The sequence below is a fragment of the Streptomyces sp. NPDC005483 genome, assembly GCF_040606035.1.
Classification (GTDB): Bacteria; Actinomycetota; Actinomycetes; order Streptomycetales; family Streptomycetaceae; genus Streptomyces.
In genome coordinates this window covers 283,951-303,790 of record NZ_JBEXEA010000011.1, presented here as the reverse complement: position 1 = coordinate 303,790, position 19,840 = coordinate 283,951, and the positions used below count along the sequence as shown (strand labels likewise).

At 71.0% G+C, this 19,840-nt stretch carries 18 protein-coding genes; 7 read left to right on the top strand and 11 right to left on the bottom strand.

The window, feature by feature from the left end; all coding sequences use genetic code 11:
- Positions 1-234 precede the first annotated feature (234 nt).
- Positions 235-1,353 carry a hypothetical protein gene (locus ABZT06_RS23145; RefSeq protein WP_355743842.1) on the bottom strand — a complete coding sequence of 373 codons (1,119 nt, stop codon included), beginning with the start codon at positions 1,351-1,353 and terminating at the stop codon, positions 235-237.
- Positions 1,354-1,548: 195 nt separating this feature from the next.
- Here ABZT06_RS23145 and ABZT06_RS23140 point away from each other — a divergent pair, with 195 nt between their 5' ends.
- A complete protein-coding gene (locus tag ABZT06_RS23140; protein WP_355743839.1) occupies positions 1,549-2,706 on the top strand; it encodes a cystathionine gamma-synthase in 1,158 nt (385 codons plus the stop codon).
- Positions 2,707-2,713: 7 nt separating this feature from the next.
- On the opposite strand, the gene ABZT06_RS23135 is transcribed toward ABZT06_RS23140, so the two are convergent.
- The 3 genes from ABZT06_RS23135 to ABZT06_RS23125 form a co-directional block, all read right to left on the bottom strand.
- The gene (locus ABZT06_RS23135; protein WP_355743836.1) at positions 2,714-2,962 is read right to left on the bottom strand and encodes a hypothetical protein; all 249 of its coding nucleotides are present in this window, start codon (positions 2,960-2,962) and stop codon (positions 2,714-2,716) included.
- A 61-nt stretch (positions 2,963-3,023) separates the two neighbouring features.
- Positions 3,024-3,527, bottom strand: coding sequence for a sigma factor-like helix-turn-helix DNA-binding protein (locus tag ABZT06_RS23130; protein ID WP_355743833.1), 504 nt, complete (start codon positions 3,525-3,527; stop codon positions 3,024-3,026).
- 132 nt (positions 3,528-3,659) lie between these two features.
- The gene (locus ABZT06_RS23125; protein WP_355743884.1) at positions 3,660-4,163 is read right to left on the bottom strand and encodes a MarR family transcriptional regulator; all 504 of its coding nucleotides are present in this window, start codon (positions 4,161-4,163) and stop codon (positions 3,660-3,662) included.
- Between the two features lie 163 nt (positions 4,164-4,326).
- Between ABZT06_RS23125 and ilvA the strand changes: the two genes are divergently transcribed.
- From ilvA to ABZT06_RS23110, 3 genes are all read left to right on the top strand, one after another.
- Positions 4,327-5,556, top strand: coding sequence for a threonine ammonia-lyase (ilvA, locus tag ABZT06_RS23120; protein ID WP_355743830.1), 1,230 nt, complete (start codon positions 4,327-4,329; stop codon positions 5,554-5,556).
- 183 nt (positions 5,557-5,739) lie between these two features.
- Entirely contained in the window at positions 5,740-6,720 is a 981-nt protein-coding gene (locus ABZT06_RS23115; RefSeq protein ID WP_355743827.1) for an ATP-binding cassette domain-containing protein, read from the top strand.
- Positions 6,717-7,562, top strand: a complete 846-nt coding sequence (locus ABZT06_RS23110) for an ABC transporter permease (RefSeq protein ID WP_355743823.1) — start codon at positions 6,717-6,719, stop codon at positions 7,560-7,562. The genes ABZT06_RS23115 and ABZT06_RS23110 overlap by 4 nt, the downstream gene beginning before the upstream one ends.
- Before the next feature lie 61 nt (positions 7,563-7,623).
- On the opposite strand, the gene greA is transcribed toward ABZT06_RS23110, so the two are convergent.
- Together greA and ABZT06_RS23100 are read right to left on the bottom strand one after the other, a co-directional pair.
- Entirely contained in the window at positions 7,624-8,124 is a 501-nt protein-coding gene (gene greA / locus ABZT06_RS23105; RefSeq protein ID WP_355743820.1) for a transcription elongation factor GreA, read from the bottom strand.
- 168 nt (positions 8,125-8,292) lie between these two features.
- Positions 8,293-8,691 carry a DUF4307 domain-containing protein gene (locus ABZT06_RS23100; protein WP_355743817.1) on the bottom strand — a complete coding sequence of 133 codons (399 nt, stop codon included), beginning with the start codon at positions 8,689-8,691 and terminating at the stop codon, positions 8,293-8,295.
- A 135-nt stretch (positions 8,692-8,826) separates the two neighbouring features.
- Between ABZT06_RS23100 and mca the strand changes: the two genes are divergently transcribed.
- Positions 8,827-9,687, top strand: coding sequence for a mycothiol conjugate amidase Mca (mca, locus tag ABZT06_RS23095; protein ID WP_355743881.1), 861 nt, complete (start codon positions 8,827-8,829; stop codon positions 9,685-9,687).
- Positions 9,680-9,937, top strand: coding sequence for a hypothetical protein (locus tag ABZT06_RS23090; RefSeq protein WP_355743814.1), 258 nt, complete (start codon positions 9,680-9,682; stop codon positions 9,935-9,937). Before mca ends, ABZT06_RS23090 begins: the two co-directional genes overlap by 8 nt.
- Positions 9,938-10,403: 466 nt before the next feature.
- Here ABZT06_RS23090 and ABZT06_RS23085 read toward each other — a convergent pair whose 3' ends face one another.
- On the bottom strand, positions 10,404-13,607 hold the full coding sequence (locus ABZT06_RS23085; RefSeq protein ID WP_355743811.1) for a tetratricopeptide repeat protein: 3,204 nt from the start codon (positions 13,605-13,607) through the stop codon (positions 10,404-10,406).
- Between the two features lie 169 nt (positions 13,608-13,776).
- On the opposite strand from ABZT06_RS23085, the gene ABZT06_RS23080 reads away from it, so the two are divergent.
- Entirely contained in the window at positions 13,777-15,807 is a 2,031-nt protein-coding gene (locus ABZT06_RS23080; RefSeq protein WP_355743808.1) for a thioredoxin domain-containing protein, read from the top strand.
- On the opposite strand, the gene ABZT06_RS23075 is transcribed toward ABZT06_RS23080, so the two are convergent.
- The 4 genes from ABZT06_RS23075 to ABZT06_RS23060 form a co-directional block, all read right to left on the bottom strand.
- Complete coding sequence (locus ABZT06_RS23075) at positions 15,764-16,522, bottom strand: Mut7-C RNAse domain-containing protein (protein ID WP_355743805.1); 759 nt, start codon at positions 16,520-16,522, stop codon at positions 15,764-15,766. The two genes, ABZT06_RS23080 and ABZT06_RS23075, sit on opposite strands and share 44 nt — an antisense overlap.
- Before the next feature lie 33 nt (positions 16,523-16,555).
- Positions 16,556-17,182, bottom strand: coding sequence for a TetR family transcriptional regulator (locus tag ABZT06_RS23070; protein ID WP_355743802.1), 627 nt, complete (start codon positions 17,180-17,182; stop codon positions 16,556-16,558).
- A gap of 11 nt (positions 17,183-17,193) precedes the next feature.
- Positions 17,194-18,732 carry a DHA2 family efflux MFS transporter permease subunit gene (locus ABZT06_RS23065; RefSeq protein ID WP_355743799.1) on the bottom strand — a complete coding sequence of 513 codons (1,539 nt, stop codon included), beginning with the start codon at positions 18,730-18,732 and terminating at the stop codon, positions 17,194-17,196.
- Positions 18,733-18,833: 101 nt separating this feature from the next.
- The gene (locus ABZT06_RS23060) at positions 18,834-19,547 is read right to left on the bottom strand and encodes a hemolysin III family protein (RefSeq protein ID WP_355743796.1); all 714 of its coding nucleotides are present in this window, start codon (positions 19,545-19,547) and stop codon (positions 18,834-18,836) included.
- Positions 19,548-19,840 lie beyond the last annotated feature (293 nt).

Here is a 19,840-nt window from a genome sequence, read left to right as displayed (position 1 = left end):
AGGCCCTGCCGTTATGCCCCGACCGCCGAGAGGTCACCCGAACAGGAACCGTGTTCGACTGGTCAAGCCTGCTGAGCGGTAAGCGGATGGCTTCTCAGTTTGAGCCCGGCGTCAGTCCGAAGCCGCCTCGCCCGCCCTCTCCGTCGCGTTCACCGGGCTCGGATCCCGCATCCGGCAGGACACACCCGCCGGACCACCCGGTGCTGCCACGGCTGTACTGCCCCAGCGTTGCCGTCACTGCGCCAGCGTCGCCGGGCTCCCCCCGTTCGCCTCGTACCCCGCCACGGCCAGCGCCCGGTATATCGCGAACTCCGCGGCCGGATCGGCGGACAGTGTCCAGGGCAGTGCGCCGACGTGGCCGTCGATGTGCACGAGCTGGTTCATGGCCTCCGCCCAGCGTTCGCCGCGCACCAGGAAGAAGACCAGCAGATGGCGGACATGGGCCAGCGTCGGATCGTCCGCGCGGGCCGAGTGCACCGCGTGCAGCGCGCCGTGGATCGCCTTCGTCACGACCTCGCTCCGGTGGAAACCGCTGACCAGGTTGACCTCGGGCAGGTGCTCGAAGACCGCGAACAACGGCATCGCGGCGAGCAGCGAGCTGTGCGGTGCCCGGGCGGCCGCCGCCTCCGCGAAGCCGTACGCGAGCTCCCGCGAGCCGTGCCACTTCTCGCACCAGTAGTGCAGCGCGGCCAGATGCGCCCCCATGTGGTTCGGCGCACGGTCCAGGATCTTCAGCCACAGCTGCTCGAACTCCGCCTGCGAATAGGCCAGTCCGCGCGCGACGGAGAGCTCGACGATGTACGGGATCGGGTCGCCGGGGGCCAGCAGCGCCGCCTCACCGCAGGCCGCCTTCGCCTCCTCCATGATGATGCGGAACTCGTCCGTGCCCGGGGTCGACGTCCGCCACGCCTGCTGCACCAGGAACTCCGCGTGCACGGCCGCGCCGCCCGCGTCCTTGGGCTGCTCCACCCGCCACACCCGCAGCCACTGTCCGCCCGGCGCCTCGCTGACCCCGCCCGGCCGCTGCCGCAGCTCCAGCGAGGCGGCCCCGGCGAACGCCTGCACGCGCTGCCAGCGCAGCTCGCCCTCCCGCTCGGTGCCGGCCAGGAGCTGGGCGGCGGCCTTGTAGTCCTGCGTGCGCTGCACCAGGTCCAGGACGTCCAGCAGGTCCTGGTCGGGGCCGGGCATGCGGACGTCCAGCTCCTCCTGCCGCACGAAGCCGTAGTCCGCCGGGTCCGCGGCGTCCGGGTGGCCCGCCGGGACCTGCTCGATCCCGCCCCGTCTGCGCCGCAGGAACGGAAGCAGCACGAAGCCCAGCAGGACCGCCGCCATCAGGACCCAGAGAATCTCCATGCCCCAAGAGTTCCAGACGCCGCCGACAAGTGCCCAACCCGGTCCGCGCCCTGTGGAAAACTCCCCCGGACCGGCCCGGACGCCCTGGGGAAAACTCTCCGGGACCGCCCGAACGCCTGGGGAAAACCCTGCCGTACGACCGTGCGGAGCCCGTGGTCCGTCATCGGTGCCCCGGGCGGACTACCCTCGGAGCCCATGAGCGACAGGCACATCAGTCAGCACTTCGAGACCCTCGCGATCCACGCGGGCAACACCGCGGACCCCCTCACCGGGGCGGTGGTCCCGCCGATCTACCAGGTCTCGACCTACAAGCAGGACGGCGTGGGCGGTCTGCGCGGCGGCTACGAGTACAGCCGCAGTGCCAATCCGACCCGCACCGCCCTGGAGGAGAACCTCGCCGCCCTCGAAGGCGGCCGCCGGGGCCTCGCGTTCGCGTCCGGACTGGCGGCCGAGGACTGCCTGCTGCGTACGCTGCTCAGCCCCGGCGACCACGTGGTCATCCCCAACGACGCGTACGGCGGCACGTTCCGCCTCTTCGCGAAGGTCGTCGCCCGCTGGGGCGTCGAGTGGTCGGTCGCCGACACCAGCGACCCGGCCGCCGTACGGGCCGCGATCACCCCGAAGACCAAGGCCGTGTGGGTGGAGACCCCCTCCAACCCGCTGCTCGGCATCACCGACATCGCCGCCGTCGCCCAGGTCTCCCGGGACGCGGGCGCCAAGCTCGTCGTCGACAACACCTTCGCGACGCCCTACCTCCAGCAGCCCCTGTCGCTCGGCGCAGATGTCGTGGTGCACTCCCTGACCAAGTACATGGGCGGCCACTCCGACGTCGTGGGCGGCGCGCTGGTCGCTGCCGACGAGACGCTCGGCGAGGAGCTGGCGTACCACCAGAACGCGATGGGCGCGGTCGCCGGGCCCTTCGACTCCTGGCTGGTGCTGCGCGGCGCCAAGACGCTGTCGGTGCGCATGGACCGGCACAGCGAGAACGCCACGAAGGTCGCCGACATGCTGACCCGGCACGCGCGCGTGACGCAGGTGCTCTACCCGGGCCTGGCGGAGCACCCAGGCCACGAGGTCGCGGCCAAGCAGATGCGGTCCTTCGGCGGCATGGTCTCCTTCCGCGTGGAGGGCGGCGAGGAGGCGGCCGTCGAGGTCTGCAACCGGGCGAAGATCTTCACGCTGGGGGAGTCCCTGGGCGGGGTCGAGTCGCTGATCGAGCACCCCGGCCGGATGACGCACGCGTCCGTGGCGGGCTCGGCCCTCGAGGTCCCCGCCGACCTCGTGCGCCTGTCCGTGGGCATCGAGAACGTCGACGACCTGCTGGAGGACCTCCAGCAGGCACTGGCCCGCTAGCCCGGGCTCACCAGCCCGTCATCGGTGGAGTCGTCGTGGACGGCGGCTCCACCCAGGGGCGCGCGGTCAGCGCCCACACCACGAACGCCACACTCGCGGCGAACAACAGCAGCCACATGAGCCGGCGCGCCGCGGACCTGCGCCGCAGCATGCGCGACCCCCGCCGCACGACATCCCCGTACAGATCCGCCGGCACCTGCGGCGCGCCCCGCTCCATGAGCTGCCGCGCGGCGGCCTCACGCTGGGTCCGGTTCACGTGCGCCTCCCGCGGCGGTCCGGGTGTCTCATGACACGGTCACTTCTTTCGGCCCGCCCCCTCATGACGCCGCCACCTTCGCCTTCATCGCCGCCGGTGCGGGGCCACGCGGGGGGTGCAGCAGAGTGGCCGTCGCCCGGTCGCAGATCGTACGGACGCGTTCCGCCGGCAGGCCGAGCAGGGCCGCCGCCTGCTCCTCGGCCACACCCTCGTACAGGCGCAGCACCAGGATCAGCCGCTCCTGGGGGGCCAGCCGGGACAACGGGCCGGCGGGGTGCGTGCGGCCGCGGAGCAGGACGCCGTGGCTGCGCCACGCCCCGTGGGCGAAGCGCAGGGCGAGGTACTGGCGGGCCCGGTCGTAGGGGTCCTCGCCGCGCAGCCGGTCCCAGCACGCGTACGTGTGGGCGAGCGCCAGCGTGAGCAGGCGTCGCGCGCGCGGGTTGTCGTCCGGCGACTCCGCCGTCAGGAGCGTCGCGGTGTGCAGCAGCCGCCCGGCCGCGCCCGCGACGAACGCCTCGAACTCCCGGGCCCGACGCGTGCCCGGGGACGCCTGCCGTTGCCGCACCGCGCCTCCCCGTCTTCGGATGGCCGTACGACGGCTTCGTACGGCCACGAGGACCCAGAGGACCCGATCTCATATGAGGCCCGGCGCGGGCGTCCGGTCAAGAGGCGGGGCGGTACGCGCGCGTGCGTGTGCCTAGGAGGACTGTGCCTCCGGTCCCGGAACGCCCTGCGCGGCCATCCGGGAGGAGAGCGCGGTGTTGAAGCGCGTGAGGAGCGTGCAGAACTCCTCGCGCTCCTCGGGCGCCCAGTCGTGTGTCAGCTCGGCCATCAACTGACGCCGGGAGGAGCGCACTTCCTCCAGCCGGGCCTGTCCGCGCGGGGACAGCTGCAGGACCACCGCGCGTCCGTCCTCGGGGTGCGAGGTGCGCTTGACCAGGCCGGTGTCGACGAGCGGCGCCACCTGCCGGGTGACCGTCGACGAGTCGATGCCCATACTCGCCGCGAGCGCCTTGACGCCCATCGGGCCTTCCTTGTCGAGCCGGTTGAGCAGCAGGTACGCGGCGCGGTCCATGGAGTTGCGCACCTGCCCCACCCCGCCGAGCCGGGTCTGTTCGGCACGACGGGCGAAGACCGCCACCTCGTGCTGCAGGGTGTCGAGAAGACCGGTGTCACCGACGGTCGTCATGTCCATCGACATTCCAGGTGTTGTGGGCATGGCCGGAGGCTCGCTTCATGAAGGGGGAGCTGAATTGGGGGACAGATTACGCGGCCGGGAGGCAGGCCGTACCAGCGCTGCGCAAACCCGTCTCGGACGTTGGTCACAGCGCGAGCACGCACGTGTGAACTGCGAGACTTGAGTCATGAACTACCGCAAGGCCCACCCCGTGCCGCCGGTGACGCTCGACGACGTGCGCGGCGCGCAGAAGATGCTGTCGGGTGTGGCGCGGACGACCGCCATGGAGGGCAGCCGCCATCTGACCCGGCTGGTGGGCGCGCCGGTGCACTTCAAGTGCGAGAACCTCCAGCGGACGGGGTCCTTCAAACTCCGCGGAGCCTACGTCCGGATCGCCGGACTGCTGCCCGAGGAGCGGGCCGCGGGTGTCGTGGCCGCGAGCGCCGGAAACCACGCGCAGGGCGTCGCTCTGGCCTCCACGCTGCTCGGCGTGAACTCCACCGTGTTCATGCCCAAGGGCGCCCCGCTGCCGAAGATCAGCGCCACCAGGCACTACGGCGCCGAGGTGCGCCTGCACGGCCAGGTGGTCGACGAGACGCTGGCCGCCGCGCAGGAGTACGCGGCCGAGACGGGCGCGGTGTTCATCCACCCCTTCGACCACCCGGACGTCATCGCGGGCCAGGGCACGGTCGGCCTGGAGATCCTGGAACAGTGCCCGGAGGTGCGCACGATCGTCCTCGGGATCGGCGGTGGCGGACTCGCGGCCGGCGTCGCGATCGCCGTGAAGGCCCTGCGGCCCGACGTGCGGATCGTGGGCGTGCAGGCGGCGGGCGCGGCCGCGTATCCGCCCTCGCTGGCGGCCGGGCACCCGGTGTCGATCGAGAACCCGGCGACGATGGCCGACGGCATGAAGGTGGGGCGGCCCGGTGACGTGCCGTTCGGGATCGTGGGCGAACTCGTGGACGAGGTCCGCACGGTGACCGAGGACGAACTGTCCGCCGCGCTGCTGCTGTGTCTGGAGCGGGCCAAGCTGGTCGTCGAGCCCGCCGGGGCGAGCCCGGTCGCCGCTCTGCTGAGCGATCCGGGCGCCTTCGAGGGGCCGGTCGTCGCCGTGCTGTCCGGCGGCAACGTCGACCCTGTGCTGCTCCAGCGGGTCCTGCGGCACGGCATGTCCGCGCAGGGCCGCTACCTGGCCGTCCGGCTGCGGCTGACGGACCGGCCCGGTGCCCTCGCGACGCTTCTCGGGGTGTTGTCAGTGGTCGACGCTAATGTCCTGGACGTGAGCCACGTCCGGACCGATCCACGGCTCGGGCTCGCGGAGGCGGAGGTCGAGCTGCACCTGGAGACCAAGGGGCCCGAGCACTGCGCCGAGGTCGGCCGAGCTCTGCGCGAGTCGGGCTACACCGTCATCGCCTGAGGTCAGGACCCCCTTCAGGACACCGGCGTCACACTTTCGGGTAAGTGCATTGAGAGACGCGATACATCGCGTTATGGTGTGTCTCGTGCCGCCGCTCACACCGCCCGCTGAAGAAAACAGGGGGCGGAAGAAACCGTACAAACCTAGGCTTCCCCAAGAATCCCCGACGACGTGGAGACTCATATGCCAGGCGCCATCTATGCCGAAGGCCTGGTCAAGACCTTCGGCGACGTAAAGGCTCTGGACGGCGTCGACCTCGATGTCCCGGAAGGCACCGTCCTGGGCCTCCTCGGACCGAACGGCGCGGGCAAGACGACCACCGTCCGCTGCCTGACGACCCTGCTCAAGCCGGACCGCGGCTCAGCCGTCGTCGCCGGCATCGACGTTCTCAAGCACCCCGACGCCGTGCGCCGCTCCATCGGGCTCTCCGGCCAGTTCGCGGCGGTCGACGAATACCTCACCGGCCGCGAGAACCTCCAGATGGTCGGCCAGCTCTACCAGATGAAGGCCAGGCAGGCGAAGGTCCGCGCGGTCGAACTGCTGGAGCAGTTCGACCTCGCCGACGCGGCCGACCGCCCCACCAAGACCTACTCCGGCGGCATGCGCCGCCGCCTCGACCTCGCGGCCGCCCTGGTGGTCTCCCCGCCCGTGATGTTCATGGACGAGCCGACGACCGGCCTCGACCCGCGCAACCGCCAAATGCTGTGGGAGGTCATCAAACAACTGGTCTCCGGGGGCACCACCCTGCTGCTGACCACCCAGTACCTGGAAGAGGCCGACCACCTCGCCCATGACATCGCCGTCGTCGACCAAGGCCATGTCATCGCCACGGGCACCTCCGACCAGCTCAAGGCCCGCACCGGCGGCGAGCGCGTCGAGGTCGTCGTGCACGAGCGCGAACACATCCAGGCCGCCTCGGAGATCCTGCGCGGCTTCGGCAAGGGCGACACCACGGTCGAGGACCACATGCGCAAGCTCACCGTGCCCGTCACCGGTGGCGCCAAGCTGCTCGCCGAGGTCATCCGCGAGCTCGACACCCGGGGCATCGAGATAGACGACATCGGCCTGCGCCGCCCCACCCTCGACGACGTCTTCCTGTCCCTGACAGGACACGTGGCCGAGGTGACGGACAAGGACAACGACAAGAAGGAGGACGCCAAGTGAGCGCCGTCACCGACACCGCGCGGGTCGCGGCTCCCGGCAACCCCCTCAGCCAGTCCGTCCGGGACTCGCTGGTCGTCGCCAAGCGCAACCTGATCCGGATGTCCCGGATCCCTGAGATGGTCATCTTCGGCCTCATCCAGCCGATCATGTTCGTGGTGCTGTTCAGCTATGTCTTCGGTGGCTCCATGAACATCGGAGGCACCACGGACCCCTCCGTCTACCGCGAGTTCCTGATGGCCGGCATCTTCGCGCAGACCGTCACCTTCGCCACCGCGGGCGCCGGTGCGGGGATCGCCGACGACATGCACAAGGGGCTCATCGACCGCTTCCGCTCCCTGCCCATGGCCCGGGGTGCGGTGCTCACCGGACGCACGCTCGCCGACCTGGTGCAGACAGCGCTGACCCTGTTCGTGCTGGCCATGGTCGCCCTGCTGGTCGGATGGCGCACCCACACCAACATCGGTGAGGTCCTCGGCGCCTTCGGTCTGCTGCTCCTGCTCGGGTACGCGTTCACCTGGGTCGGGGCCCTGATCGGCCTGTCCGTGCGGACACCCGAGGCGGCCACCTCGGGAGGGCTGATCTGGCTCTTCCCGGTGACGTTCATCTCGAACGCGTTCGTGGACTCCAGCCGCATGACCCCCTGGCTGCAGCACGTCGCCGACTGGAACCCGTTCAGTGCCACGGTCCAGGCCTGCCGCGTGCTGTTCGGCAACCCCGGTGTGTCCCCCTCGGACGCCTGGCCCATGCAGCACCCGGTCTGGGCCTCGCTGATCTACTCGGTCCTGATCGTCGTCGTGTTCAGAACCCTGGCGGTCCGCAAGTACCGTTCGGCCACGGCATGACAGAGCCCCCGGCGCCGCGAGGGCACCGGGGGCCCGCCAAGGACAGACGGTCGGCCAGAGGTCAGCCGTTGTAGGGCTCGGCCTTGAGGATGGTCACGGAGGCCTTCTTGCCGTTCGGCAGTTCGTACTGCGCGTCCTCGCCGACCTTGTGGCCGATCACGCCGGAGCCCAGCGGGGACTGCGGCGAGTAGGTCTCGACGTCGGCGCTCGCGTACTCGCGCGAGGCGAGCAGGAAGGTCATGGTGTCGTCCTCGTCACCGTCGAAGGCGATCGTCACGACCATGCCGGGCGCCACGGTTCCGTCCGCGGACACCGGAGCCTCGCCGACCTTGGCCTTCTCCAGGAGCTGGGTGAGCTGGCGGATGCGGAGCTCCTGCTTGCCCTGCTCTTCCTTGGCCGCGTGGTACCCGCCGTTCTCGCGCAGGTCGCCCTCCTCGCGCGCTGCCGCGATCTTCGCGGTGACTTCCTCGCGCGCGGGACCAGACAGGTACGCCAGCTCTTCCTTGAGCTTGGTGTACGCCTCCTGGGTCAGCCAGGTGACGTCTTCGCTGGTCTGGGTCACAGGTGCTCCTCGTAGGTACTGGGAATACAAAGCATCGCCCTACCCAGAAGAATGTTCCTTCACGGAAGGGCGAAACCACGAGCCTAACAATTCAGGAGCCGAAGGGGGAGGACATAAGCCATCAGAAATACGTCGACCCAGGTCAGCGGCGACGTATCGAGGGTGACGTCAGTCCGCGTGGCAGCCCAGCAGCTCGGCCGTGGTGCCCTGGGCCGTCGTACGGAGCGTGACGACCTTGTCGATGCGGGTGGCGTCGCCGTCGAAGCGGAAGTCGGCGCGGCCCACCTCGTCGCCGTCCGCCGCCTGGGAGCGGACCGTGCAGTAGCCGGAGGCGCCGGAGTCCTTGCGGACCTCCAGGTGCACCTCGACCGCCGACTTCTTCGCGTCGAAGGCGATCACCTCGCCGCTGATCTTGTTCTGGCCGACGTAGTGATAGGCGAAATAGCCGATCAGTGCGAGCAGGAGGGCTCCGAGCACGGCACCGGCGATCTTGAGCTTGTGGTCGGCACGCTCGTCCGAGGAGCGGCCGTAGCGGCCCTCGGGCAGCTGTGTGCTCGCCGTACTCATGATCGTCTCCCTGGAAACCAGGCCGCGGAATTAATCGCCCCCCGATTCGGTCACTATAGAAGCCGCCGTTCGCGCCCGAAGACACCGGGGGCGCCGACTTACGAGGATTGAGTCTTGACTGACCAGCTGCGACTGATGGCCGTGCACGCCCACCCCGACGACGAGTCGAGCAAGGGCGCGGCCACCATGGCGAAGTATGTGTCCGAGGGGGTGGACGTGCTGGTCGTGACCTGCACGGGCGGGGAGCGCGGCTCCATCCTCAACCCGAAGCTCCAGGGCGACAAGTACATCGAGGAGCACATCCACGAGGTACGCAAGAAGGAGATGGACGAGGCCCGCGAGATCCTCGGCGTGAGGCAGGAGTGGCTCGGCTTCGTCGACTCCGGCCTGCCCGAGGGCGACCCGCTGCCGCCGCTGCCCGAGGGCTGCTTCGCCCTGGAGGACGTCGACAAGGCGGCCGGCGAGCTGGTGAAGCAGATCCGCGCCTTCCGTCCCCAGGTGATCACCACCTACGACGAGAACGGCGGCTACCCGCACCCCGACCACATCATGACCCACAAGATCTCGATGGTGGCGTTCGAGGGCGCGGCGGACACCGAGAAGTTCCCCGAGTCCGAGTTCGGCGCGGCGTACCAGCCGCTCAAGCTGTACTACAACCAGGGCTTCAACCGTCCCCGCACCGAGGCGCTGCACCACGCGCTGATCGAGCGGGACATGGAGTCGCCGTACGGGGACTGGCTCAAGCGCTGGGACGACTCGCCGATGCGCGACCGCACCCTGACCACGCACATCCCGTGCGCGGAGTTCTTCGAGATCCGCGACAAGGCCCTGATCGCGCACGCCACCCAGATCGACCCCGACGGCGGCTGGTTCCGCGTTCCGCTGGAGCTCCAGAAGGAGGTCTGGCCGACCGAGGAGTACGAGCTCGCGAAGTCCCTCGTCGATACCTCCCTCCCCGAGGACGACCTCTTTGCGGGCATCCGCGACAATGCCTGACATGAGCGCAAGCGCAAGCCTGGCAATGACGCACCTCGTGACCTTCGCCAAGGAGGTCGACGAGGACAAGGTCACCCCCGGCGTCCTCGGCTTCATCGTCTTCGCGGCGATGGCCCTGGCGGTGTGGGCCCTGATGAAGTCCATGAGCAAGCACATGAACAAGGTCGACTTCAAGGAGTCCCCGGACGAGACCTCCGGCACGGGCACCGCCGAGGGTCCGTCCGGCAAGGCCTCGCCGGCCAAGGGCTGAGCCTCACGGTCGATGACGGGAGGGGCGTCCTTCCCGTCATCGACGCTGCCGTGCCCGGTCGGGGGCGACAGCGGCATGTCGTACGCCGTGGCCGCCGCCGTGTCCGCACGCGGAGGCGTGACTCGCGGGCCGCCCCCCGCCGCGGCTCGGTCGGCCCGGCAACCGGATCACGGCCACGGCGTCGGGCGCCGTGCGATACAGGCGTATCCGATACGGAGGTATCCGATACGGAGGTATCCGGTACCCGGTGTCCGACACTGACGTATCCGACACTGGCGTGTCCGACGAGGGCCGCCGTCCCGGCCAGGAGCGGCCCGGTGTGAGCGACCCGGTCGGCCGCCCACCGCACCGCCGCACAGGCACCGGCACCCGTATATCGCCACGGCCCAGGGACGCCGTACCCGCTCAGCCGCCGCCCCTGGCCCGACCGCCCACCCGCGCCCGGCACACAGACGAACCCCGCACCTCACCCCCGCGCCGGAGCCACTCCCACCCCCATCACCTCGCGGGCATGCCGGTTCGGGACCATGCCCAGGCGCCAGGCCTGCCAGCCCGCGTCCAAGTTCACCCCCCGCTCCAGCAGCAGGCCGTACGCCCCCACGTAGTCGTCCAGCTTCTCGTCGCGTGTCCCGTGCTCCCGGCGGCCCAGTTCCGCCAGCTCCTCCTGGGCCACCGCCGCGCCGATCTCCACGCCGCCCGGAGCCGCGTACGGCAGCAGCGTGCAGCGCAGGAAGCGGGCCCAGTCCTCGCCCCGCTGGTCGCCGTAGGAGGCGAACAGGGCCGCCGCCTCGTCGCACAGGGCGAGGGCCTGCGGGGTACGGCCGTTGCCCGCGTCCACCACCGCCAGTTCGAGGCAGGTCCACGCCTCGCCGTGCGCGACACCGATGCGCTGGAAGTCGGCGCGGGCGTCGACCAGGAGCTGACGGGCGAAGCCCGAGTTGCGCAAGGAGCCGGTCTGGGCGGCACGCTGGTCGCGGGTGACACGGGCCGAGTGGTGGCGGGCGCAGGCCAGGCCGTAGACGTCCCGCATGCGGGAGAACATCGTGCGTGAGCGTTCCAGTTCGCGGACCGCGAGGTCCAGGTTGCCCGTCTCCTCCAACGCCTGACCCAGGTAATACACCGTCCACGCCTCACCGCGCGCGTCCTCGTTGTCGCGGTGGCGGGAGGCCGCCTGGCGCAGGCCGTCCACCGCCGCCGACGGGTCCCCGGCCACCAGCCGGGCCCGCGCCAGCTGGGTCAGCGCCCACGCCTCGCCGCGGGCGTCGCGGGTACGGCCGTACAGATCGAGGGCCGTTCTGAGCTCCGACTCCGCGCGCGGCACGTCACCCATGCGCAGGGTCAGCTGGCCGAGCTGGAAGTGGGCCCAGGCCTCACCGTGCACGGACTCGCCGGCGCGGTGCAGGACCAGAGAGCGGGTGAGCAGGTCCAGGGACTCGGCCACGCGGCCGCGGTCACGTTCGACGGCCGCCAGGGCGTGCATGGTCCAGGCGCGGTCCGTCGCCAGTTCGGGAGGCGACTGCAGCGCCAGTGCCTCCTGGAGCCTCGCCGCCGCCTCGGTCAGCTGGCCCTGGTGATGGAGGGTGATGCCCAGGGAGCACAGGGCCCGCGCGGCGCCCGCGTCGTGGTTGGCCTCCATGTAGAGGTCGACCACCGAGGTCAGGGTCGCGCGCGCCTTGTCCAGCTCGCCCAGCTGACGGGCGGCGATACCGGTGCGCCACTGCACCGAGCGGACCAGCAGCCCCTGGTCCACCGCCTGCGCCAACTCGCTGATCTCGCCCAGGCGGTAGAGGTCGCCGCGCAGCAGGCAGTAGTCGCACAGCGCGCCCAGCAGGTTGAGAACGGCCCCCTGGTTGACGCCCTCCGCGTGCCGCAGCGCCGCCGTGATGAAGCTCGACTCGTCGTCCAGCCAGCGCAGCGCCTCGTCGAGGGAGGTGAAACCGTGTGGGCTGAAGCGGTCCGAGCGGGTCGACATGTTGCCGTCCACCAGACGCAGCACCGAGTCGGCGAGATCGGCGTAGTTGACGATGAGACGTTCCTGCGCGGCGGTGCGCTCGGCCGGCTCCTCCTCGTCCAGCAGTCTGGCCTGGGCGAAGGCGCGGACCACGTCGTGGACGCGGTAACGGCTGCCGCGGACGTGGTCGATCAGGCCCGCGCGGGCCAGCGCCGTCAGATGCCGGGTCGCCTCCGTCTCGTCGGTGGCCAGCAGCGCGGCGGCCGCGGCGGCGCCGAGCGAGGACCGCCCGGCCAGCGCCAGCCGGCGCAGCAGCCGGCGGGCCGGCTCCGACTGGTCGGTGTAACGCAGCCACAGGGCGCGTTCGACGGGCCCGACCGGGCCGTACGCGCCCAGATCCGCGGCGAGTTGGCGCGGGGAGCGGGGGCCGAGGGAGGAGCCCGCGATGCGCAGGGCCAGCGGCAGACCGCCGCACAGCTCCCTGATCCGGTCGGCGGACTGGGCGTCGTAGGGGCCGGTGGCGGACTGCGCGGCCGCGTCCAGCAACTCCTCGGCGCCCGCCGCGTCCAGGGCGTCGACCGGGAGTTCGTGCACATGGGCGGCCAGGTCCGACGGCAGGCCGAGCGGTTCGCGCGCGGTGACCAGGATGAGGCTGTCGGAACGCTCGGGCACGAGGGTGCGGACCTGCTCGGGGTCCGAGGCGTCGTCCAGCACGATCGTCACCGGCAGACCGGTCAGATGCTGGTGGTACAGCTCGCTCAGCCGCTTGACCTGCTGGTCCGGTGAGGAACGCTCACGGAACAGCAGCTGTTCGCGCGGGGCGCCGAGCCGGTTCAGCAGATGCAGCAGCGCGTCCCGGGTGGCGAGCGGGGACTCCTCCGGGTTGTCGCCGCGCAGGTCCACGACGCAGGCGCCGCGGAAGTAGTCCCGGAGGTCGTGCGCCGCCCGTACGGCGAGTGCCGTGCGGCCACTGCCGGGCGGTCCGTGCAGGACGACCACGGTGGGCCGGGTCTCGGTGGTGGCACGCGAGGCCTGCACCCACTGCCGGATGCGCCCCATCTCCGTCCGCCGGTCCGCGAACTCACTGATGGGCTGCGGCAGTTGACCGAACGACTGCTCCAGCACACTCCGTCCCCGGGCCGCCGCGCTCTTGTCTGTCCCGCGCAGCCGCGGGCCCGCCTTCTTCGGTCCGGTCGACGCGCTCAACACCCGCTGCTGGTCGAGGAAGGGCCGGATCCCCCGTACCTCGAGGGCCGTCAGCCACTGCAGCCGCAGCTGCTCCGGGCCGCCGGGCTGGCCGATGGCGCCCGCCCGGTGGTGCGCGGCCGGCAGATGGGAGCCCGCCACCTTCACGACGGTCGCCGCCGCACCGACGACCCCGACGACCACGCCCGCGCCCAGCGCGGTGCCCGTGCCGGTGCCCAGCGCCAGGTCGGCGACGGCGGCGGCCAGGGCGGCGACCCCCGCCACCAGCAGGGGAGTTCCGGACGCCTCCTTCGCGTACCGCTGCCCGAAGGTGAGGTGGCCGGCCTGCGCCTCGTCCAGCGCGCGCGTGTAGGCCTCGTACTCCTCGGCGGCTGTCTGCGCCATCGCGTCCATCGATCCACGGGCCCGCGCGAGCAGTACGGCACCGTCGGCCCGCCCGCCCGACCGCCGCACCTCCTCCTCCACGGCCCGCCCCAACAGCCGTTCGGCTTCCGCCCGATGGCTGTCCCGCATGTCACGTCCCCCTCCGGCGGCAACGGCTTTCTTGGTCAAGTGTGCTGCGGACGGGGCATCGGGGCGAGAGGGCGAACGTTCCCGGCGTCATCGGAGAGGGTCTGACGACGCCGCCGACCGGGGCACGCCTGACGCTCGACCCGAGGGGTACTGCGGCAGGATGGACCCCATGCCGAACCGACTGGCCCACGAGACGTCCCCCTACCTCCTCCAGCACGCGGACAACCCGGTCGACTGGTGGCCCTGGTCGGCCGAGGCCTTCGAGGAGGCGCGGAAGACGAACAAACCCGTCCTGCTGAGCGTCGGGTATTCGAGCTGTCACTGGTGTCATGTCATGGCCCAAGAGTCCTTCGAGGACCAGGCGACCGCGGACTTCCTCAACGACCACTTCGTCAACATCAAAGTCGACCGCGAGGAACGCCCCGACGTCGACGCCGTATACATGGAGGCCGTGCAGGCCGCCACCGGGCAGGGTGGCTGGCCCATGACCGTGTTCCTGACTCCGGACGCCGAGCCCTTCTACTTCGGCACCTACTTCCCGCCCTCGCCCCGTCAGGGCATGCCCTCCTTCCGGCAGGTCCTGGAGGGGGTCCGGGCTGCCTGGACCGACCGGCGCGACGAGGTCGCCGAGGTCGCGGGGAAGATCGTGCGGGATCTCGCCGGGAGGGAGATCTCCTACGGCGACTCGCAGGCCCCCGGCGAGGAGCAGCTCGCCGCGGCGCTGCTCGGGCTGACGCGGGAGTACGACGCCCAGCGGGGCGGGTTCGGTGGGGCGCCGAAGTTCCCGCCGTCCATGGTCGTGGAGTTTTTGCTGCGGCACCACGCCCGCACCGGTGCCGAGGGTGCCCTCCAGATGGCCCAGGACACCTGCGAGCGCATGGCCCGCGGCGGCATCCACGACCAGCTCGGCGGCGGTTTCGCGCGCTACTCCGTGGACCGCGACTGGATCGTGCCGCACTTCGAGAAGATGCTCTACGACAACGCGCTGCTGTGCCGCGTCTACGCCCACCTCTGGCGCGCGACCGGCTCCGAGCTCGCCCGCCGGGTCGCTCTCGACACCGCCGACTTCATGGTGCGGGAACTGCGCACGAACGAGGGCGGGTTCGCGTCCGCGCTCGACGCCGACAGCGACGACGGGAGCGGGAAGCACGTCGAGGGCGCGTACTACGTGTGGACGCCGGAGCAGCTGCGTGAGGTGCTCGGGGAGCAGGACGCCGAGCTTGCCGCCCAGTACTTCGGGGTGACCGAGGAGGGCACCTTCGAGGAGGGCCAGTCCGTGCTGCAACTGCCCCAGCAGGACACCTTCTTCGACGGGGAGAAGATCGAGTCGATCAGGCGGCGGCTCCTCGACGCCCGTGCGGAGCGGCCGGCCCCCGGCCGGGACGACAAGGTCGTCGCCGCGTGGAACGGGCTCGCGATCGCCGCGCTCGCCGAGACCGGGGCCTACTTCGACCGTCCTGACCTGGTCGACGCCGCTCTGGGGGCCGCCGATCTTCTCGTACGGCTGCATCTGGACGAGGAGGCCCGTCTGTCCCGTACCAGCAAGGACGGTCAGGCCGGTGCCAACGCCGGGGTGCTGGAGGACTACGCGGATGTGGCCGAGGGCTTCCTCGCGCTGGCGTCGGTGACCGGGGAGGGGGTCTGGCTCGACTTCGCCGGGTTCCTGCTCGACCATGTGCTGACGCGGTTCACCGGGTCCGAGGGGGCGCTGTTCGACACCGCCGCCGACGCGGAGAAGTTGATCCGGCGGCCGCAGGATCCCACCGACAACGCGGTGCCCTCCGGGTGGACGGCCGCGGCCGGGGCGTTGTTGTCCTATGCCGCGCAGACCGGGTCCGAGCCGCATCGTGCGGCGGCGGAGAAGGCGCTCGGGGTGGTGAAGGCGCTCGGGCCCCGGGTGCCGCGGTTCGTCGGGTGGGGGCTCGCGGTCGCGGAGGCACGGATGGACGGGCCGAAGGAGGTGGCGATCGTGGGGCCGGCGCTGACCGACGAGGCCACGAGGGCGTTGCACCGCACGGCGCTTCTGGGTACCGCGCCGGGGGCGGTCGTCGCCGTCGGAACCCCGGGCAGCGACGAACTCCCGCTGCTCGCCGACCGGATCCTCGTCGGCGGCGAACCCACCGCGTACGTGTGCCGGCACTTCACCTGTGACGCGCCTACGACCGACGCGGAGGCGCTGCGGGCGGCGTTGGGCGGTTAGCCTCCGCCAGGGCGTTCGTCACGATGGCCTCCAGTTGCTCGTGGTGGGCGCCCTTCCAGTAGGGGCGGCCGCACTCCTCGCACTGGGCGAAGACGTCGTACGACCGTTCCGTGCCGCCCTCCAGCCGGTCGGCGACCTGTTCCTTGGTGGCCTCGCGCAGCAGGCCGTTGCAGGCCGTGCAGCGGGTCCAGGGCTTCAGGGCGGGGCGGAAGCGGTCCAGGATGTCGCGGAGCTGGTCCTCGGGGCGGGTGCTGTAGACGAAGGCGCCGGCCCAGAGTTCCCTGCGGTGCAGCAGGCCCCGGTCGCGGCTGAGCAGGACCCGTTTCTCGGTGGCCGAGCGGGTGGCGAGGGCGGGGTCGCCGATGTCCGTCGACTCGTACGCCGTGTCCACGCCGAGCAGGCGCAGGCGGCGGGCGAGGGTGCCGAGGTGGACGTCGAGGAGGAAGCGGAGCGGGGCGCCGGGGACTTGTTGGGGGCGGTCGACCGGGTGGACGGCCACGGTGTCGCCCGCCCAGGGGACGTACGACCTCGGTACCTCGCGGCCGTCGACGCGCAGGGCGCCGACCTCGGTGAGCGGGACGCCGAGGGACTCCACGACATGGCCGAGGGAGGAGGTGCCGTCGGTGGTGACCGCGGTGGCGCCGAGGCGGCGTCCGTGCGGGACGAACAGGGCCAGTTCCGGGGCGAATCCGATGTGGATCTCTGGTGCGCTCACCGGGTCAGGATGGCATGCGGGCGGCCGGTGGGCTCAGGGCTTTTTCGGGGGGAGCCCGTGTTCCAGGACGTGCAGGGCGCGGTCGGTGAGGCCGTGCAGGTCGTCCTGCATGCCGCTCTCCGCCCAGTACTGGTAGACCTCGGTGAGACCGCCGATGAGGGACATCGTCTGGACCCGTACCTCCAGGTCGTCCGCGTCCCGGCCGGTGCGTTCCGCGATGGCGCCGGCGAGCAGGCGGCCGGTGACGGACATGCTCTCCATCATGCGGGCGCGGACGGCGGGGACCTGGATCATCAGACGGGCCCGCAGCCGGGTCACCTCGTGGTCCACGGCGGAGACGTCGAGGGCGCGGTGCAGGATGTGCCGCACGGACTCCATCCACGGCTCGTCCGCGGGCCGGGCGAGCAGTTCCTCCAACATGACGGGGTCGTACTCGTCCGTGAGGACGATGTCCTCCTTCGTGGGGAAGTAGCGGAAGACCGTGGACGGCGACACCTCGGCGCGCTCGGCGATCTGCTCGACTGTGGTGGCCTCGTAGCCCTGTTCCTCGATCAGCGCGTACGTCGCCTCGCGGATCGCCGTCCGGGTCTTGATCTTCTTCCGCTCGCGAAGTCCCAGCTGGGGGATGTCAGCGGGGGGAGAGGAGTGTACGGGCGTCATGGGTGCCATTCTCAGGCATGGGCCTCCTCGGCAGCCACGTCCGGGTCGGTGGGGGTCTCGACGGGACGGGGTGTGCCCGGCAGGAACGCGGCGGCGAGGAGTGCGGCGACGAGGGCCGCGATTCCGCAGACCAGCAGGACGACGCTCATGCCGTGGACGTAGGCGCTGTTCGAGGAGGCCAGCAGGTCGGCAGAGCCGGTGCGCTGGGCGACCTGGTGGGCCGCGATCACGGACTCCCCGGCGGTGTCGGCGGCCTTTGCGGGCAGGCCGGTGACGTCGAGGCGATCGCGGAAGGTGCCGGCGAGCAGGCTGCCGAGCAGCGCGATGCCGATCGCGCCGCCGACCTGGCGCATGGTCATCAGGAGTCCGGAGCCGCTGCCTGCGCGGTCGCGGGGCAGGGCGCTGAGGCCGCCGTTCATGGCGGGGATGAGTGAGAGGCCGAAGCCGAAGCCGCTGAGGGAGAGCCACAGCGCGACGAATCCGTAGCCGGAGTCCACGGTCGTACGGCTGCCCAGGACTCCGGCGAAGGCCAGGACCACCAGGCCCGCGCTGACCGTGGCGCGGGCGCCGAAGCGGGTGACGACCTTGGGGGCGAGGCGGGAGGCGAGCAGCAGTCCGCCCATCATCGGCAGCAGCCGGACGCCGGTGCCGAGGGCGTCGTGGCCGAGGACGGCCTGGAGGAGGGGCGGGAGCACGAACAGCAGGCCGGACAGGATGAAGTTCACGAGGGTCGCGGCGATCGTGTTGAAGAGGAAGCCGCGGTGGGTGAGCAGGGTCATGTCGAGCATGGGATGCCGGACCCGGCGTTCGCGGAGCACCAGGGCGGCGATCAGGACGACGGAGGCGGCGAGCATGCCGAGCACCAGGGGGTCGCCCCAGCCTCGGGTGGGCGCCTCGATGATCGCGTAGACGAGGACGCCGAGGCCGGTGACGGTGAGCGCCGTGGAGAGGGCGTCGACCCTGGGGGAGGAGGGGTCGCGGGTCTCGGGGAGCAGCAGGACGCAGGCGGCGATGCCGATCGCGGCCATGGGGACGTTGACCAGGAAGACCGAGCCCCACCAGAAGTGGTTCAGCAGCCAGCCGCCGATGATCGGGCCGAGCGGCAGGCCGAGCGCGGAGGCGGCGGAGACGATGCCGACGGCCTTGGTGCGCTCGTCGGGGGCGAAGAGCGTGGGGAGCACGGAGAGCGCGAGCGGGGTGACGAGTGCGCCGCCGATTCCCATCACCGCGCGGGCGGCGATCACCGCGTTCACGTCGTCGGCCAGCGCGCCGAGCAGGGAGCCGGCGAGGAAGACGCCGAGTCCGGTGATCAGCATCCGGCGCCGTCCGAACCGGTCGCCGAGGAGGCCCGCGGGGAGCATCAGGGCGGCGAAGACGACGACGTAAGCGTCCGCCATCCATTGTTGCGCGCTGGTGTCGGCGTTGAGGTCGGCGGCCATGGTCGGCAGGGCCACGTTGAGGATCGTCAGATCGAAGCCCAGCGTCAGCATGCTCGCGACCAGGGCGGCCAGGGCCCACCAGCGACGGGGGTCCGGAGTGATGGTTTCCATGAAATGAGAGTAACTCTCAAAAGATATGGACTGTCAATCGACTTCGGCATGCAAAAAGGGCCACAGCTCGGAAGCTGTGGCCCTAGACGGCGCGGGACGGTCTACGTGTGCTGGTACGCCACCAGCGAGATGCCGACGTAGTGGACGACGAACGCCGCCACGGTCAGGGAGTGGAAGACCTCGTGGAAGCCGAACCAGCGCGGCGACGGGTTCGGCCGCTTGAGGCCGTAGATCACGCCGCCCGCGCTGTAGAGCAGGCCGCCGATGACGACCAGGATCAGGACCGCGACACCGCCGGCGCGCATGAAGTCGGGCAGGAAGAAGACGGCGGCCCAGCCCATCGCGATGTAGCAGGGGGTGTAGAGCCAGCGCGGGGCGCCGACCCAGAAGACCCGGAAGAGGATGCCGGCCACCGCGGCGCCCCAGATGCCCCACAGCAGCCACCGCCCCTTGCTGTCCGGCAGGAGCAGCATGGTCAGCGGGGTGTAGGTGCCCGCGATGATCAGGAAGATGTTGGCGTGATCCAGTCGTCGCAGGACGCCGTCCATGCGGGGGCTCCAGGTGCCCCGGTGGTACAGCGCGCTGACGCCGAACAGCAGGCAGGCGGTCAGGGCGTAGATCCCGCAGGCGATCCGGCCTCTGGTGGAGTCCGCGAGGGCGGTGAGCGCCAGTCCTGAGACGAGCGCGGCCGGGAACATTCCGAGGTGCAGCCAGCCCCGCAGTTTCGGCTTGATGGGCTCGGCCAGGTCCTGGGCGTGCTGCTTGATCTGGTGGGGCAGGGAGGGCGCATCGGCGTCGTGGGCGGGCGGCGTCATGCCCGGCATCGTACCTACGGGACCGTAGGTTATGCATGAGTGCGGCGTGCCCGACGGCCCGGAGTGGCCATCATCTCACGGGCGTTGACCAGTAAAGAAACGGTCGGCTGAACGCTACGTGCACGCAAATAAACGCGCTGTGCACGAAGAAAGCGTGGCGATCCTCACTCCGCTCACCTGTGATGCCCTCTGGACAGATGGGCGCGCGAGTCGGATGATCATATGAGTGCGGTCGGCACCGGATGAGCGCCAAGGTCACCACCAAAAGGCGCGAAAGCATCCGGGTCGCAGCC

Bases quoted from the DNA above. Each gene is read 5' to 3' on its own strand.
- ABZT06_RS23145 (WP_355743842.1), bottom strand. From the start codon at position 1,353: ATGGAGATTCTCTGGGTCCTGATGGCGGCGGTCCTGCTGGGCTTCGTG.
- ABZT06_RS23100 (WP_355743817.1), bottom strand. From the start codon at position 8,691: ATGAGTACGGCGAGCACACAGCTGCCCGAGGGCCGCTACGGCCGCTCC.
- ABZT06_RS23090 (WP_355743814.1), top strand. From the start codon at position 9,680: ATGCCTGACATGAGCGCAAGCGCAAGCCTGGCAATGACGCACCTCGTG.
- ABZT06_RS23085 (WP_355743811.1), bottom strand. From the start codon at position 13,607: ATGCGGGACAGCCATCGGGCGGAAGCCGAACGGCTGTTGGGGCGGGCC.
- ABZT06_RS23070 (WP_355743802.1), bottom strand. From the start codon at position 17,182: ATGACGCCCGTACACTCCTCTCCCCCCGCTGACATCCCCCAGCTGGGA.
- mca (WP_355743881.1), top strand. From the start codon at position 8,827: ATGGCCGTGCACGCCCACCCCGACGACGAGTCGAGCAAGGGCGCGGCC.
- ABZT06_RS23115 (WP_355743827.1), top strand. From the start codon at position 5,740: ATGCCAGGCGCCATCTATGCCGAAGGCCTGGTCAAGACCTTCGGCGAC.
- ABZT06_RS23140 (WP_355743839.1), top strand. From the start codon at position 1,549: ATGAGCGACAGGCACATCAGTCAGCACTTCGAGACCCTCGCGATCCAC.
- ilvA (WP_355743830.1), top strand. From the start codon at position 4,327: ATGAACTACCGCAAGGCCCACCCCGTGCCGCCGGTGACGCTCGACGAC.
- ABZT06_RS23125 (WP_355743884.1), bottom strand. From the start codon at position 4,163: ATGTCGATGGACATGACGACCGTCGGTGACACCGGTCTTCTCGACACC.
- ABZT06_RS23065 (WP_355743799.1), bottom strand. From the start codon at position 18,732: ATGGAAACCATCACTCCGGACCCCCGTCGCTGGTGGGCCCTGGCCGCC.
- ABZT06_RS23080 (WP_355743808.1), top strand. From the start codon at position 13,777: ATGCCGAACCGACTGGCCCACGAGACGTCCCCCTACCTCCTCCAGCAC.
- ABZT06_RS23060 (WP_355743796.1), bottom strand. From the start codon at position 19,547: ATGACGCCGCCCGCCCACGACGCCGATGCGCCCTCCCTGCCCCACCAG.